The organism is Bacillus sp. 5w2 (genome assembly GCF_054353775.1).
In genome coordinates this window covers 1-15,003 of record NZ_JBTIWT010000027.1, presented here as the reverse complement: position 1 = coordinate 15,003, position 15,003 = coordinate 1, and the positions used below count along the sequence as shown (strand labels likewise).

Annotated in this window: 15 protein-coding genes and 1 pseudogene; 14 read left to right on the top strand and 2 right to left on the bottom strand. The window is 37.3% G+C overall.

Annotated features, from left to right (window positions below):
* Positions 1 to 58 precede the first annotated feature (58 nt).
* From pepV to ACXY7N_RS27960, 4 genes are all read left to right on the top strand, one after another.
* Positions 59 to 1,465 carry a dipeptidase PepV gene (pepV, locus tag ACXY7N_RS27975; RefSeq protein ID WP_488592818.1) on the top strand — a complete coding sequence of 469 codons (1,407 nt, stop codon included), beginning with the start codon at positions 59 to 61 and terminating at the stop codon, positions 1,463 to 1,465.
* Positions 1,466 to 1,568: 103 nt separating this feature from the next.
* On the top strand, positions 1,569 to 2,114 hold the full coding sequence (gene thpR, locus ACXY7N_RS27970) for an RNA 2',3'-cyclic phosphodiesterase (protein WP_488592817.1): 546 nt from the start codon (positions 1,569 to 1,571) through the stop codon (positions 2,112 to 2,114).
* Between the two features lie 279 nt (positions 2,115 to 2,393).
* Positions 2,394 to 4,535 (top strand): type I pullulanase, encoded by a 2,142-nt coding sequence (gene pulA, locus ACXY7N_RS27965; protein WP_088084434.1) that lies wholly within the window; start codon positions 2,394 to 2,396, stop codon positions 4,533 to 4,535.
* Positions 4,536 to 4,764: 229 nt separating this feature from the next.
* A complete protein-coding gene (locus tag ACXY7N_RS27960) occupies positions 4,765 to 5,562 on the top strand; it encodes a phosphotransferase family protein (RefSeq protein WP_016085903.1) in 798 nt (265 codons plus the stop codon).
* Between the two features lie 3 nt (positions 5,563 to 5,565).
* Here the strand turns inward: ACXY7N_RS27960 and ACXY7N_RS27955 are convergent, their stop codons facing one another.
* Entirely contained in the window at positions 5,566 to 5,844 is a 279-nt protein-coding gene (locus ACXY7N_RS27955) for a YtzH-like family protein (protein ID WP_001122235.1), read from the bottom strand.
* A gap of 228 nt (positions 5,845 to 6,072) precedes the next feature.
* Between ACXY7N_RS27955 and trmB the strand changes: the two genes are divergently transcribed.
* Complete coding sequence (gene trmB, locus ACXY7N_RS27950; protein WP_016135481.1) at positions 6,073 to 6,726, top strand: tRNA (guanosine(46)-N7)-methyltransferase TrmB; 654 nt, start codon at positions 6,073 to 6,075, stop codon at positions 6,724 to 6,726.
* Positions 6,727 to 6,795: 69 nt separating this feature from the next.
* Positions 6,796 to 7,650 (top strand): YtnP family quorum-quenching lactonase, encoded by an 855-nt coding sequence (locus tag ACXY7N_RS27945; protein ID WP_016085905.1) that lies wholly within the window; start codon positions 6,796 to 6,798, stop codon positions 7,648 to 7,650.
* A 157-nt stretch (positions 7,651 to 7,807) separates the two neighbouring features.
* Here ACXY7N_RS27945 and ACXY7N_RS27940 read toward each other — a convergent pair whose 3' ends face one another.
* Positions 7,808 to 8,119 carry a PepSY domain-containing protein gene (locus ACXY7N_RS27940; RefSeq protein WP_000118541.1) on the bottom strand — a complete coding sequence of 104 codons (312 nt, stop codon included), beginning with the start codon at positions 8,117 to 8,119 and terminating at the stop codon, positions 7,808 to 7,810.
* A gap of 148 nt (positions 8,120 to 8,267) precedes the next feature.
* On the opposite strand from ACXY7N_RS27940, the gene ACXY7N_RS27935 reads away from it, so the two are divergent.
* The 8 genes and pseudogenes from ACXY7N_RS27935 to ACXY7N_RS27900 form a co-directional block, all read left to right on the top strand.
* On the top strand, positions 8,268 to 9,341 hold the full coding sequence (locus ACXY7N_RS27935) for a M42 family metallopeptidase (protein WP_229130848.1): 1,074 nt from the start codon (positions 8,268 to 8,270) through the stop codon (positions 9,339 to 9,341).
* 282 nt (positions 9,342 to 9,623) lie between these two features.
* Positions 9,624 to 10,133 carry a DUF84 family protein gene (locus ACXY7N_RS27930; RefSeq protein WP_016136870.1) on the top strand — a complete coding sequence of 170 codons (510 nt, stop codon included), beginning with the start codon at positions 9,624 to 9,626 and terminating at the stop codon, positions 10,131 to 10,133.
* A gap of 83 nt (positions 10,134 to 10,216) precedes the next feature.
* A complete protein-coding gene (locus tag ACXY7N_RS27925) occupies positions 10,217 to 10,531 on the top strand; it encodes a thioredoxin family protein (protein WP_000838193.1) in 315 nt (104 codons plus the stop codon).
* A gap of 78 nt (positions 10,532 to 10,609) precedes the next feature.
* The gene (locus ACXY7N_RS27920; RefSeq protein WP_016135479.1) at positions 10,610 to 11,422 is read left to right on the top strand and encodes a DUF1444 domain-containing protein; all 813 of its coding nucleotides are present in this window, start codon (positions 10,610 to 10,612) and stop codon (positions 11,420 to 11,422) included.
* On the top strand, positions 11,419 to 12,033 hold the full coding sequence (ytpR, locus tag ACXY7N_RS27915) for a YtpR family tRNA-binding protein (protein ID WP_016085908.1): 615 nt from the start codon (positions 11,419 to 11,421) through the stop codon (positions 12,031 to 12,033). The genes ACXY7N_RS27920 and ytpR overlap by 4 nt, the downstream gene beginning before the upstream one ends.
* A 432-nt stretch (positions 12,034 to 12,465) precedes the next feature.
* The gene (locus ACXY7N_RS27910; protein ID WP_016085909.1) at positions 12,466 to 12,810 is read left to right on the top strand and encodes a hypothetical protein; all 345 of its coding nucleotides are present in this window, start codon (positions 12,466 to 12,468) and stop codon (positions 12,808 to 12,810) included.
* A gap of 40 nt (positions 12,811 to 12,850) precedes the next feature.
* On the top strand, positions 12,851 to 13,807 hold the full coding sequence (locus tag ACXY7N_RS27905; RefSeq protein WP_488592816.1) for an N-acetylmuramoyl-L-alanine amidase: 957 nt from the start codon (positions 12,851 to 12,853) through the stop codon (positions 13,805 to 13,807).
* A 153-nt stretch (positions 13,808 to 13,960) separates the two neighbouring features.
* Positions 13,961 to 15,003: pseudogene (locus ACXY7N_RS27900) on the top strand (DNA translocase FtsK); the annotation flags it as partial.

Here is a 15,003-nt window from a genome sequence, read left to right as displayed (position 1 = left end):
ATAAGAGATTTCGGTTTGTTATGATGAAAGAAACAATATAGTGAAGGATGGATGCGTGATGTCAGCGATTAATTGGACAGAAGAAGTTGCAAAACGAAAAGATGATTTAATTCGTGATACACAACAATTTTTACAAATTAAAAGTGTATGGGAAGAAGAATCGGCGAAAGAGGGCGCACCATTCGGTGAAGGTGTAGAAAAAGCTTTATCTTTCATGTTACATAAAGGAGAAGCTGAAGGTTTTGCTTCTAAAAATTTAGAGGGGTATGCAGGTCATCTTGAAATGGGACAAGGAGAAGAATTAGTAGGTATTCTTTGTCACGTTGATGTTGTACCAGAAGGAGATGGCTGGACGACTCCGGCATATAGCGCGGATATTCGCGATGGAAAGATTTTTGCACGTGGTGCAATTGACGATAAAGGCCCAACGATGGCAGCTTATTATGCGATGAAAATTGTGAAAGAATTAGGTTTACCTCTTTCAAAGCGCGTTCGTATGATTTTAGGAACAGATGAGGAAAGCAATTGGAAATGTGTAGATCACTACTTTAAAAACGAAGAAATGCCAACAATTGGTTTTGCGCCAGACGCGGACTTTCCGATTATTAATGCAGAAAAAGGAATTTCTGATATACAAGTTGTGCAAAATGGTAGTGAAGAGAAGAAAGGTACATATGAACTTGTTTCATTTGAATCAGGTCGCCGTTTAAATATGGTTCCTGATTTTGCAGAAGCGATTATTACAGGAGAAGATGTAAATGCTCTTACAGTAGCATATGAAGAGTATTTACAAACTGCTAAAAAAATAGGTGAAGCAATTGTAGAAGGTAATACGGTGACGTTGCAAATCAAAGGGATTTCAGCTCACGGATCTACTCCGGAGAAGGGCGAGAATGCCGGTTTATTACTGGCAAACGTTTTAACGAAAGTTGCTCTTGATGGAAAAGGGGCTTCGTTTGCATCGTTTGTAACAGAAACATTTACAGGAGATATTTTAGGAGAGAAAGCTGGTATTTCTTATAAAGACGATATTAGCGGACCATTAACAGTAAATGTTGGTCGCCTTTCTTATACGAAAGAAAATGGTGGCAATTTAGGATTAAATGTACGTTATCCAGTTACGACTAACTTTGAAGAAATGATTGCAAAGTTAAAAGAATACGTTGGTACTCATGGATTTGAAGTGGCAGATTATTCAAACTCTCGCCCGCATCACGTTGATAAAGATCACGTATTAATTCGTACGTTGCAACGCGTATATGAAGAACAAACAGGAGAAAAAGCAGAGCTATTAGCAATTGGCGGCGGTACTTACGCTCGTTCATTGAAAGCTGGCGTTGCGTTTGGTCCGTTGTTCCCTGGAAAAGAAGAACTTGCGCATCAAAAAGACGAGTACATTGAAATTGAAGACTTATTAAAAGCAACAGCAATTTACGCGCAAGCAATTCATGAATTAGCGAAGTAATGGATATATAAATAATGACCGCTCTCTATTTTGGAGGGCGGCTTCTTTTTACCTGAATGAGATAAGAAAGAAAAGCAACAATAGAAAGAAGGAGAAAATGTAGATGGAGCCGCATTATTTTGTCGCGATTACGTTACCAAATCATATAAAAGAAGTGCTGTCTAACTATAAAGAGGAAATGAAAGAGGAATTGCCATTTCGTTCATGGGTACATAAAGAAGACTATCATATTACCCTTTCATTTTTAGGGAGTGCGACAGAGGAACAATTAGAAGGAATAAAGAATGGATTACAAACACTTATAGAAACGAAAGAACTATCGTTTACATTACAAGGATTTGCAACGTTCGGTATGGAAGACAGGCCGCGTATTTTTTGGTCGAAGGTAAGCGAGAATCAAGATTTGTTTCAATTGCAAAAGCAAGTACACAATATGTGTGAAGGAAATGGATTTTCTTTAGAAACACGCCCGTATCATCCGCATATTACTGTTGCTCGTAAATGGGTAGGAGAAGAAAAGTTTGATTTAGAACATATAAAGGAAGTACCTGAAATATCATTTCAAGCGGATACGATTACTTTATACGAATCTCACGTGAAGGAGACACCGAAGTATAAAGCGATTGCTGAAATAATATTACAAAAATAGAATGTATGAAAACGTTTTTTATACAGGTGAATATACTATAGAGAATAATGGAGTTACTGTATAGAGTCTTACTGATCAGAAAAGCCTTATCATTTGTAGCTCGTTTCATCCCGCTATTTGCGGACAGTCAGACTCTACCTCAAAATTCGGCGAATGCGAGGAAATTAGGTGGGGAGATAACTGCCCGATTGTTGGGGGCAATAATCAGTGGGATGAACAAAATAACCACTAATTAAAGGTTCACTTTATTTTAACTTTGAGAATGATGGTGATTTTTTTATGTTGAAAGTAAAACGTCCATTTGATGCCTATTTAGATGAAATGAATAAAATTACAATTTTGCTCCCACATGCGTATGGAACAAGTCGGACATTTCGTTTGCAAGAAGGAAGTAACGTGAAAGATTTACCGATTTCTCATACGATTGCGCTTCCGGATGCAACGAAGTATGAGTGTTTTATAAAAGAGCCGCTAGATGTGGGGAAGTATTATACAGTACGAGATGAACGGAATGAAGAAACAGATTTACAAATAGGTGCTGTCATAAGAACAGCGATTTTCGATGAAAAGTATTATTACGAAGGTACAGATTTAGGTGCTGTGTATCAAAAAGAGGCAACGACATTTAAAGTATGGGCTCCAACTGCGAGGCTTGCGAAAGTAAGGATTTATAAAAGTGATAAAGAATATACCGATCATGAAATGTATAGAGGAGAGAATGGCGTTTGGGCCCATACATTACAAGGGGATCACGATGGAGCTCGATATACATTTCTTGTTTGTATTAATTTAATATGGAATGAAGCAGTGGATCCTTACGCAAAGTCAGTGACTGTAAATGGGAAGTACGGCGTTGTTATCGATTTGGAAAAGACGAATGTAACAAAGCAAGAGCAATTACCACCATTGCAGGCAATGACAGATGTCATATTGTATGAACTGCATATTCGTGATGCCACTATTCATCCAAACAGTGGAGCGAGTAAAAAAGGAACATATAAAGGGCTAATGGAAGAAGGGACAACAGGGCAAAATGGGACGTTAACAGGCTTGTCTCATATAAAAGATTTAGGTGTTACACATGTTGAATTATTACCTTTATATTGTTTCGGTGGTGTAGATGAGGCGAATCCTTCCTCTGCATATAATTGGGGTTACAATCCATTATATTACAATGCGCCAACAGGATTTTATGCTACAAACCCCTCTGACCCATATAACAGGATAGTAGAGTGTAAGCAACTGATTGAAACATTTCATGAGCACGGCATAAGGGTGATTATAGATGTTGTATATAATCATGTTTATGAAAGAGAGCTATCATCATTTGAAAAGCTTGTCCCAGGATATTATTTTCGTCATGGTGAAGATGGTATGCCTTCTAATGGGACGGGAGTCGGCAATGATATAGCATCTGAACGGAAAATGATGAGGAAATTCATTGTAGAGTCTATTTTATATTGGCTTACTGAATACAATGTTGATGGATTCCGATTCGATTTAATGGGAATTTTAGATGTTGATACATTGAATATAATAGAAAAAGAAGTGCGAAACATAAAGCGAGATGCATTGTTATTAGGAGAAGGATGGGATCTACAAACCCCACTTCCTCTAGAGGAAAAAGCAACGTTAAATAATGCAAAAAAAATGCCGCATATCGCGCAATTTAATGATCAATTTCGTGATGGGATAAAAGGGAGTACCTTTCATATAAATAAACGTGGGTTTGCACTTGGTGGGCATGTAGACTGTAATCATTTGCAGTATATAGCATCAGGAAGCCTTTTGAGTATGAAAGAAACAGGTTTGTTTTTAGAGCCTGTGCAAAGCATTAACTATGTAGAATGTCATGACAATATGACGATGTGGGATAAACTAATGCGTAGTAATGAAGAGCCAGAAGAGATTTTGAAAAAACGTCACCTTCTAGCGAGCGCAATGGTGATTCTGTCGCAAGGGATTCCTTTCTTACATGCTGGGCAAGAGTTTTATCGTACGAAGCAAGGAAATGAAAATAGTTATAATGCAAATGATGAAATTAATCAATTAGATTGGGATCAAAAAGAGAAAGAGATAGAGACCGTTAACTATATAAAAGGTTTAATTGCGATTCGCAAAGAGCACGGAGCATTCCGATTACAAAACGTAGAACTTATAAAAAAGCACATGACTTTTTTGCAAACATCTTCAGAAGTACTTGCATATCACCTACAACATGCAGAATCGTTTGGACCATGGAAAGAGATTGTCGTTTTATTTAATAGCGATTTAGAAGCTAAAACGGTGCAACTTCCGAAAGAAGAAACGTGGCATGTGTTAGTAAACGAAAAGCAAGCGAAAATAGAGCCAATTTCTTCATTTAGAGGAAAGGAACTGAGGCTCGCTCCAATTAGCACGTATATATTGACGATAATGTGACAAATCGCTACTTGACGATGAGAATGTAATAAATGTAGAATTGACAAAGGTGACGATTTTGATAAGTTGTCATTCTATGACTGGTTTTGTAAAATAAAATAGAGAGTTTTTGGCTTATGCCAAGTTTTCTTTTCATTTACAGTAAAATATATATGAATCCACAACATGTGTAGAAATGTTGCGGTTTTTCTTTTCATAACTATAAAAGATAAGGATTTGTTAACGGGTAATGAATATGGAATGGTTGGAACAATTATTAGGAAAAGAGTGGAGTCTTGTACCGGCTGGTGGAGTAACGGGCGATGCATATATTGCGCAAAACGGACAACAGAAGTTATTTTTAAAGCGGAATACATCGCCCTTTTTAGCGGTATTGTCAGCAGAAGGAATTGTTCCAAAATTACTTTGGACAAGAAGGGTAACGAACGGTGATGTAATTTCTGCTCAAAAATGGCTTCCGGGACAGAAGCTAGAGCCAGAGGATATGAAACTAGAACGTGTTGCGAAACTTTTGAAGAAAATACACTCCTCTAAAGCGCTTGTACAGATGATTCAAAGACTTGGGAAGCAGCCGCTTCACGCACAAGAGTTATTACAACAACTGCAACTTGTTTTAAGAGGAGATATAAGGGATGATGAAACAATTCAGCAAGGCCTTCAATATTTAATGGATTCATTAAAAGATATTGAATACAATGAATTCGTTGTATGCCATTGTGATGTAAACCATAACAACTGGTTATTGTCGGATGAAGATGAGTTGTTTTTAATTGATTGGGATGGAGCTGTAATTGCTGACCCAGCTCTAGACCTCGGTATGTTATTATATTGGTACATTCCGCGCCAAGAATGGAGCGAGTGGCTCGAATATTATGATATTGAAATGGATGAATCGCTGCTTAGGCGTATGAGATGGTATGTAATAGCACAAACGATTTTGTCTATTCAATGGCACACAACAAAAAAGCAGCAAGCAGAAGCTGAATATTGGCATCAATATTTACAGCAACTACTTGCTTCAGAGTAATACTTAAGAAAAATTGTCCATTCCAGCAATCCACTGAGTAAGTTGTTCTTGATTATTGGAAATGTGGTTGTCCAAATTAGAGGAAGATTTACCCGATTGACTATAAGAATATACATCGTTTAGCATGGTTTTAGCGTCACTACTTATATTATCGTTTGCGAGTAACGATTGAATGAGACGCTCTAATTGCTCGCATTCAGAAACTGTCCCGCAGCAATCACTTTGGTGATTGACTAAAATATCTTTCAGCACTTCTAATTGATGTTGTTGATTAATTGGCATGAACGGATCATCCTTTCGATTGTTTTTCTCTTCAAATGTAAGAGAAAAAGCTGTTTCGTCATGGAATGTTTAATGCTGTATGTAGTTTTTATCAAAATGGTACATCTTATACTTGAAAGAAACGGACCGAGTGCTCGTACGTACTTGGTTTTTTGTTTGGGAGATTGATTAAAACAGAAAGAAGGAATTATTCCTTTAAAATAGCTATGTAAAGAGAGGGAAACATCTATGCGTTTAAGACATAAACCATATGCAATGGATCGAATTAATGAGTATTCACATATCGTAATCGGAAACCCAGAGGAGCGCGCTGGTAACTGGAAAGAAGTATTTGGAAATGACCACCCAATTCATATTGAAGTAGGTACAGGTCGTGGTCGTTTTATGTATGATATGGCAAAAGCAAATCCGCATATTAATTATATTGGAATTGAAAAATTCACGAGTGTTGTTGTAGATGCACTTGATAAATTAATTGAAGAAGAATTACCGAACTTAAAGTTAATTAATAAAGATGCTGAAGATTTAAAAGTTTTCTTTGCACAAGGTGAGATTGATCGCGTTTATTTAAACTTCTCAGATCCATGGCCAAAGAAACGTCATACGAAGCGTCGTTTAACGTATAAAACGTTCTTACGCAATTATGAAGAAGTGTTAGTAGAAGGTGGAGAAATTCATTTCAAAACAGATAACCAAGGTTTATTTGAATACTCTCTAATGAGTATGGCTGAGTATGGTATGTTACTAACTTACTTAAGCTTAGATCTTCATAATAGTGATTATGAAGGTAACATCATGACTGAATACGAAGAAAAATTCTCTAGTAAAGGTCATCGTATTTACCGAGTTGAAGCGAAATATCGTACAGAGCCTATGCAGTAATGCATAGGTTTTTTGTAACTAAAATAATCAGAATTTTATGTTAAAATTAAATAAAAAGGGGGATGTGTGATGGAACAGTTACAAATTGGAGATATAAAAGTGACATGGTTAAAAGGCGGGAATACACATTTAGACGGAGGAGCAATGTTTGGTGTCGTGCCGAAAGTACTTTGGTCACGTAAATATAAACATAATGATACAAACCATATTTATTTACGAACAGATCCGTTACTTTTGCAAACGAAAGATGGTAATATGCTGATTGATTCCGGAATAGGAAACGGTAAATTGAATGAGAAGATGAAGCGAAATCAAGGTGTAACAGAAGAGTCATCGGTTTATGAATCATTAGAAAAACTAGGATTAAAGTCTGAAGATATTCATTATGTTTTAATGACACACCTGCATTTTGATCATGCATCTGGTTTAACAAAATGGAAAGGTGATCAACTTGTGCCAGCGTTTCCGAATGCGAAAGTTTACGTTAGTGAAACAGAATGGGATGAAATGAGGAACCCAAATATCAGGTCGCGCAATACATATTGGAAGGAAAATTGGGAGCCAATTATAGATCAAGTTGTTACGTTTCAGCAAGAAATAGAAATTACAGATGAAATAAAAATGGCGCATACGGGCGGTCATAGTGATGGACATGCAGTTGTTGCTTTGGAAAGTAAAGGTGAAACGATGCTTCATTTAGCAGATCTTTTGCCGACGCATGCACATCAAAATGTACTATGGGTAATGGCCTATGATGATTATCCGATGACATCGATTGAAAATAAGCAAAAGTGGATGAAGTACGGCGCTGAAAAAGAGGCATGGTTTACGTTTTATCATGACGCGTATTACCGTGCAGTAAAGTGGAATGAGGAAGGGCATATTGTAGAAAAGATAGAGCGGAAAACGAGTATAGAAGCTTAAAAGGAGGAGGTTGTTCCAGAAGTCTGTTGGGGCAGCCTTTTTTTTCTGTTATCGGCTTTTGTCGGTAAGCCGATAACAGAAAAATCGCTGATATAATTTCAATCACTACCCGTAATTTCAAAAAAATAAGAGGTTCACCTAATGGGAACCCTCCTTTTTATGCTGCTATAACCTCTAAAACAGTACCTGTTTTAGCATCAACTAAAAATTCAAATCGTTCTTGTATATCATCTAACATCGTTGTAAGACCGCCACGATAAACTTCGTATGCGACATCATATTTTTCAAATGTCTCTGGAACCATATGTACCCAAGAGCCAGTAATTTCACCTTTATGACTTAATGCTTGTTTCACCATTTTCAATGCTTTTTCTGAAGAAATATGGGATTGTTCTTGTACTTTGTTTGCAACAAGATAACCAGCTGCGAACCCAACGCCAAGACCTGCTACTAAACCTTTCCAGCTCATATATTCACCTCAATTCTGTAAAATAAAAATAGTGTACCAATAATAATTATAAAGCAAATACAGCTAAAAAAGAAGAAACTAGAAACATTTCGAAAATTTCGTTACAATAAAAGAGGTATTCTACTAAGGTTTGAAAGAAGGGGACTTCGTGAATAAAGAGACATTACAATTATTTCGTACGTTAACAGAATTACAAGGTGCATCAGGTTTCGAACATGATGTACGCCGTTTTATGAAGCAAGAATTAAGCAAATATGCGGATGAAATTGTGCAAGACGGTTTAGGTAGCGTATTTGGTCTGAAAAAAGGGGACGAAACTGGCCCACGTGTTCTTGTAGCAGGTCATATGGATGAAGTAGGTTTCATGGTTACGCAAATTACGAAAAACGGGATGCTTCGTTTTCAAACGTTAGGCGGCTGGTGGAGCCAAGTATTATTAGCACAGCGTGTACAAGTGATGACGAAGAATGGCCCTGTTATTGGGGTTGTTGGTTCTATCCCGCCTCATTTATTAAGTGACGCGCAACGTGCAAAACCGATGGATATAAAAAATATGTTAATTGATATAGGTACAGATAGCTACGAAGATGCGATTGAAATTGGTGTAAAACCAGGACAACAAATCGTGCCAATCTGTCCGTTTACGCCGATGGCAAATGAAAAGAAAATTATGGCGAAAGCTTGGGACAACCGTTACGGATGTGGCCTTGCAATCGAATTATTAAAAGAATTAAAAGACGAAACATTACCAAACACATTATACTCTGGTGCGACTGTACAAGAAGAAGTTGGTCTTCGCGGTGCACAAACTGCTGCAAATATGATTCAACCAGACATTTTCTATGCGCTTGATGCAAGTCCAGCAAACGATGCATCTGGTGATAAAACGCAGTTCGGTCAATTAGGAAAAGGTGCTCTTCTTCGTATTTACGACCGTACGATGGTAACACATAGAGGAATGCGCGAATTCATTTTAGATACAGCAGAAACACACAACATTCCGTACCAATACTTTATTTCACAAGGTGGTACAGATGCGGGCCGTGTACATACAAGTAACTCAGGTATCCCATCAGCAGTAATTGGTGTTTGCGCACGCTACATTCATACACATGCTTCTATTTTACATGTTGATGATTATGCGGCAGCGAAAGAACTAATTACGAAGCTTGTAAGAGCAACGGATAAAACGACGTTAGAGACAATTAAGAATAACGCGTAAGGAAGAAGGGCTGAAGAGCCTTTCTTTTTTTGGGTTGAAGAGATGACCCATCGGTGTGTGGTGGCGGTTAGTGCTTAATGGGTGCTCGAATGATGTATTAAGACCGCGGATAGGAAGAGAGAGGAAGGCTGTTTTTGAGTTCGAAGCCGGTAATGTTGTGGGAAAAACCTCTTTCTTTAGGTTGAATAGATGCCCCGGTGATATGCGGTAGTGGTTCGTGCTTAATTTGTACCGGAAGTGGATATTAGAACAAAGTGATAAATTTTTACAGAGGTGAGCGGAATGAAAGTAGTAGTTGGATCGAAGAATAAAACGAAAGTTGGAGCTGTGGAGAAGGTTTGGAGAGATGCTGAAATTACGTCGCTTTCTGTTCCTTCAGGAGTAGCAAACCAGCCGTTTACAGATGAAGAGACGATGCAAGGAGCGGTTAATAGAGCCAAGCGAGCGCTGCAAGAAGGAGAAGCTCAAATTGGTATTGGTCTAGAAGGCGGCGTAATGAAAACAGCACACGGCTTATTTATGTGTAACTGGGGTGCTTTGGCGACAAGTGACGGTAGAGTATTTGTTGCAGGAGGCGCTCGTATTAAATTACCAGATGACTTTTTAAAGCCACTGGAAGAAGGAAAAGAGTTAAGCGAAGTGATGGAAGAATTTGTACAAAGAAAAGATATTCGAAGCCACGAAGGTGCTATCGGTATTTTTACAGATGATTATGTTGATCGCACAGAATTATTTGTACACGTTGTTAAGTTACTTGTTGGGCAATATAAGTATGACGAAAAGCAAGCATAAACCTTGCACCGTGCGCGATGTATGGTAGTATAAAAGAAAGATTATAACATGAAAAAATGCACTCGTTAGAGGAGGAAATATAGATGAAATCATTAGAAAGCATGGAGCAATTCCAACAATTGAAAAATGAAGAGAATGTAGTCTTTATGTTCTCAGCAGAATGGTGCCCAGACTGCCGCTTTGTAGATCCATTTATGCCAGAAGTAGAAGAGAAATATAGTGATTTCTCATTTTACTATGTAGATCGTGATGAGTTTATTGATCTATGTGTAAAATTAGACGTATTTGGCATTCCGAGCTTTGTAGCGTACAATAAAGGTGAAGAAACAGGTCGCTATGTAAACAAAGATCGTAAAACACAAGAACAAATCGAAGAGTTTATTGAAGGTTTAAAATAAGGCAATTTGCCAATTGAATTGTAAAACAACCTCTACCTTCGCGGGGGAGGTTATTTTTTTGGAAGGGAGGAAAAAGAGATGAAGATGACAAGTAAAAAGATGAAAGATGAGTTAATGAAGAAATTATCTCGCCCGGAATGGGACTTTCAGTATGATAGCGAGAAAGAAGTTCTACGTATAGAACAAAAAGACTCGAAAAAAGGTATTAACGTATCGCTTCCAGGAGTTGTAGCAAAATGGGAAGTGAACAAAGAAAAGGCGATTGAAGAAGTTGCTTATTACGTACAAGAAGCACTAATTGCGATGCATAAAGAAGAAAATAACGCAGCGAAAATTTTACCTGTTATTCGCTCTACTTCTTTTCCGAAACAAGCAGAAGAAGGAAATCCGTTTATTATGACGGATCATACGGCGGAAACACGTATTTACTATGCGTTAGATTCGAATAAAACGTATCGACTCATTGATGAGCGTCTATTACAAAAATTAGAACTTACAGAGCAACAAGTGCGTGAAATGGCATTATTCAACGCTCGCTCATTAGGTTATGAATTTAAACAAGACACAGTAGCAGGGAATACATTCTACTTTTTAAACACAAATGATGGGTATGATGCGACGCGTATTTTAAACGAATCGTTACTACAATCGATGCGTGAAAAGATTTCTGGTGATATGGTTGTGGCTGTTCCTCACCAAGATGTATTAATTATTGCTGATATCGTCAACGAAATCGGTTATGATATTATTGCACAAATGACAATGAAATTTTTTGCCGAAGGGCATGTTCCGATTACATCACTTTCATTCGTATATGAAGATGGAGACTTTGAACCAATCTTTATTTTAGCGAAGAATCGGAAGAAGACAGATGGAAAAGAGAAAGGATGAACGAAGTGAACGTTTTTTACAACCTTGAAGGAATTGGTGACACTCTAATTGTTGCCTTACAAGATATTACTTTAGAGAACCGTACTTTTGATCGCAAAGGAGATGTTGCACGCGTATACGATCGTGAAAGCAATGTAACAGCAGGATTCAACATCTTTAATGCATCTTCTTATTTAGAAGTAACAGAAACAGGTAACCTTACATTAACGAAAGAACTTGTTGAGCAAATCAACGAAATTTTAGCGAAGAACGGCTTTGAAGAAACAGTAGAAGCAGACCTTTCTCCAAAATTTGTTGTAGGCTATGTAGCTGAGAAAGAGAAGCATCCAAATGCTGATAAGTTAAACATTTGTAAAGTAGAAATTGGTACAGAAACATTACAAATCGTATGTGGCGCACCGAACGTTGATGCAGGACAAAAAGTTGTCGTTGCAAAAATCGGCGCTGTAATGCCAAGCGGTATGCTAATTAAACCAGCTGAACTTCGCGGTGTTCCTTCTTCTGGAATGATTTGCTCAGCACGTGAATTAGAGCTTCCAGATGCTCCACAAGAAAAAGGTATTCTTGTATTAGAAGATAGCTTTGAAGTTGGACAAGAGTTTAAATTTTAATTGATATAAGAAAAGAGAGGTTGTCTTTTGGACAGCCTCTCTTTTTGTTTTATCATTTTTTGCTGGTAAGTCGATATTCTGTGTCAAATCGTTGATATATCGCGAGTTGTGATAGATATATTTGAAAAATCGTTGATATATCGCGAGTTGTGATAGATATATTTGAAAAATCGTTGATATATCGCGAGTTGTGATAGATATATTTGAAAAATCGTTGATATATCGCGAATTGTGATAGATATATTTGAAAAATCGTTGATATATTGCGAGTTGTGATAGATATATTTGAAAAATCGTTGATATATCGCGAGTTGTGACAGATATATTCAAAAAATCGTTCATATTATAGGATGTCACTTTTTTTCTCAAAATCTATATTGTATTTTATAAACAAACTAGTTAAAATTTAGAAAAATAGAAGGGGATAGACGTATGAAACAACAACTAAAAATCGCAGAACTTCTGAAACGAATTGAAACTTCAAAACAGCAAGATATTGAGTTAGGTTCTTATGAAATATATTTGTTTAGCGAAAATGAATTAGAAAAAGGGCAAATTGGTTACCGATATGATAAACATAAAAATTCATTAATAAGTGGAGAAAACGGTAAATGGCAAGAAGAATGGATTGTTATCGGATATGAAACAGATATGGGGGATCCGGTTTTCGTAAATGTGGCTGATGATGCTTATCTAGTTTATACTGCGGAGCGTGGTACAGAAACGTGGCAACCCGTTCATATTGGAAATATGGCTGAGATTATAAAACAATTATAAGAAAAACTTTGAGACCGGTGCAAAGTGATGGGAGAAAAACATGAAGTATATAAAAATAATGAGCATGATTGCATTCATTGGAATATATATGGGAGGTTGCTCACAAGAACAACCGAAAAAAGAAACAACATCTTCTATAAAAGAAACAAGCGAAGATAAAAAGGAAGACGCACCGGTAGAAAAGCAGCAGGAAGAACAAGAAAAGAAAGAAGAACCACAAGCAGTTCAAACAAATGAGCAAGTGGAGCATGAGCAGGAGGAAGTGCCGGCCGAGGAAAAGAAAGAGGAAGCTACGCCAGTGCAGCCAAATGAGCAACCAGTACAACAGAATGAACAAAAAGTAGAGAGTAATGAAAAACAAGGAAAGTTTCTTGTTGTTATCGATCCGGGGCATCAACAAAAAGCGAATTTAAATTTAGAGCCGGTTGGTCCAGGAGCAACGACGCAAAAATATAAAGTGACAGATGGTACAACTGGTATTGTGACGAAAAAAAGAGAGGCTGTTCTTGTATTAGAAATGGCTTTCGTATTAAAAGAAAAGTTAGAAGCAAAAGGTATACAAGTATTAATGACGAGAACGTCACAAGATGTTGATATGAGTAATAAAGAACGCGCGACATTTGCGAATGACCATAAGGCAGATTTGTTTTTACGTCTTCATGCAGATGGTTCTGAAAATCCGAATCAAAGTGGATTCGCTGTATTAACGCCGGCAGAAGGAAGCCCGTATACCAAAGAGATTTATGCGGAAAGTCTTCAAATCTCTCAAACGATAGTAAATAAAATGAGAGAGAATCAGCAAGTGAAAGTAAATGGAATTAAATTCAGGGATGATCTTTCTGGGTTTAATTGGTCAAAAGTTCCTGGCGTACTATTAGAACTTGGGTTTATGTCAAATCCTGAAGAAGATAAAAAATTATCTGACCCGCAGTATGTAAATTCTTTATTACAAAGTGTAACGGATAGTGTAGATGAATATCAGAAGAGTAAAGCTTAAACGCAGTCTTACATGGAAGGCTGCGTTTTTCTATATGAAAACACTCGTAAATTAGAATTATGGATAAATATGACATGCTTAATTTTACCTGCACTTTTTGCGGAATGCTGATACAATAAAGGATGTTACTATTTAGTAGAAAGAGTGGTAAGCATGTTAGATTGGATGAAAAAGCTGTTTAACAAAGAGGAAGAACAAACAGCGATGAATAAAGAAGTACCAAAGCAAATTGAAAGTCAGCCGAAAATTCCTCGTGTAAACCACTATACTGAAGCAAGAGAAGCACAAATGGCAAGTAGGAATGCAGGTAAATGCCGTTTTCCATTAGTACCGGATAATGGGTTCGATGAAGAGGATGTTATAGAAACAGGGCATTTTGAAGAACAACCTGTTCAAGGTGTAACATATGAAACTCAGCCTATTCAAAGAGAAATCAAAGTGGAAAGAAGTAGACGACAGTATGTAGAGAAGGTAGTTTCTACATATGAAGAGCCGGAAATGCAATATGAACCGGAGCAAGAGCCTGTCGTAAAAAAAGCACCTGTACCTTCGCAAGAAAGTAACCGTAGACCATTTCGTCCAACAGAAATGATTTCGCCAATTTACGGATATAATCGTCCTTCAGTAGAGAAAAAAGTTGTACAACAGGAGGAAGAAAAGGAAAGAGAAGACCTTGAAATATCTGTAGAGGGTAAATCAGTTGTTGATGCCTGGTTAGAGAAAAAAGGATATACATTATCTGATTTCTCTGAAGGAAAAGCAAAGACTTCTTCCAGTCATGAAGGAGTTGATCAGCGAGATCAACCAAGTAAAAAGGAAGAAAAGTCAGTTGTCGATCAATGGCTAGAGAAAAACGGTTATGAAATTGAACGCCAAGAGCCTATAGTAGAAGAAAAAGAAGTGGTTCAAGAAATGAGTGCACCGCAGGAAGTTCCAGCGGCTGAATTACTTCATCAAACAATCGCTGAGCGTATGGAAGATACTAAGCAAGAAAGTGATGTAGTGGCCCGAAACATTCTACAAGCAGAATTAGTAGATTCTAAAGTAGAGCACGAGGATACAATATTATCAGAAGAAATTAAACGTAATACAGAAATAGAACAACCTACTATTGAAGTAGAAAAGCAAGCTCCAGAAGAATCAGTGATTGTTAAAGCAGAAGTAAAGCTTGAAGAAACAATCATTGTGGAAATACC

Excerpts from the sequence above, each read along its gene's own strand:
- ACXY7N_RS27945 (WP_016085905.1), top strand. The coding sequence starts at position 6,796 with ATGGAACAGTTACAAATTGGAGATATAAAAGTGACATGGTTAAAAGGC.
- ACXY7N_RS27905 (WP_488592816.1), top strand. The coding sequence starts at position 12,851 with ATGAAGTATATAAAAATAATGAGCATGATTGCATTCATTGGAATATAT.
- ACXY7N_RS27920 (WP_016135479.1), top strand. The coding sequence starts at position 10,610 with ATGAAGATGACAAGTAAAAAGATGAAAGATGAGTTAATGAAGAAATTA.
- ACXY7N_RS27955 (WP_001122235.1), bottom strand. The coding sequence starts at position 5,844 with ATGCCAATTAATCAACAACATCAATTAGAAGTGCTGAAAGATATTTTA.
- ACXY7N_RS27940 (WP_000118541.1), bottom strand. The coding sequence starts at position 8,119 with ATGAGCTGGAAAGGTTTAGTAGCAGGTCTTGGCGTTGGGTTCGCAGCT.
- ACXY7N_RS27930 (WP_016136870.1), top strand. The coding sequence starts at position 9,624 with ATGAAAGTAGTAGTTGGATCGAAGAATAAAACGAAAGTTGGAGCTGTG.
- ACXY7N_RS27960 (WP_016085903.1), top strand. The coding sequence starts at position 4,765 with ATGAATATGGAATGGTTGGAACAATTATTAGGAAAAGAGTGGAGTCTT.
- ytpR (WP_016085908.1), top strand. The coding sequence starts at position 11,419 with ATGAACGAAGTGAACGTTTTTTACAACCTTGAAGGAATTGGTGACACT.
- trmB (WP_016135481.1), top strand. The coding sequence starts at position 6,073 with ATGCGTTTAAGACATAAACCATATGCAATGGATCGAATTAATGAGTAT.
- pulA (WP_088084434.1), top strand. The coding sequence starts at position 2,394 with ATGTTGAAAGTAAAACGTCCATTTGATGCCTATTTAGATGAAATGAAT.
- pepV (WP_488592818.1), top strand. The coding sequence starts at position 59 with ATGTCAGCGATTAATTGGACAGAAGAAGTTGCAAAACGAAAAGATGAT.
- ACXY7N_RS27925 (WP_000838193.1), top strand. The coding sequence starts at position 10,217 with ATGAAATCATTAGAAAGCATGGAGCAATTCCAACAATTGAAAAATGAA.
- ACXY7N_RS27910 (WP_016085909.1), top strand. The coding sequence starts at position 12,466 with ATGAAACAACAACTAAAAATCGCAGAACTTCTGAAACGAATTGAAACT.
- thpR (WP_488592817.1), top strand. The coding sequence starts at position 1,569 with ATGGAGCCGCATTATTTTGTCGCGATTACGTTACCAAATCATATAAAA.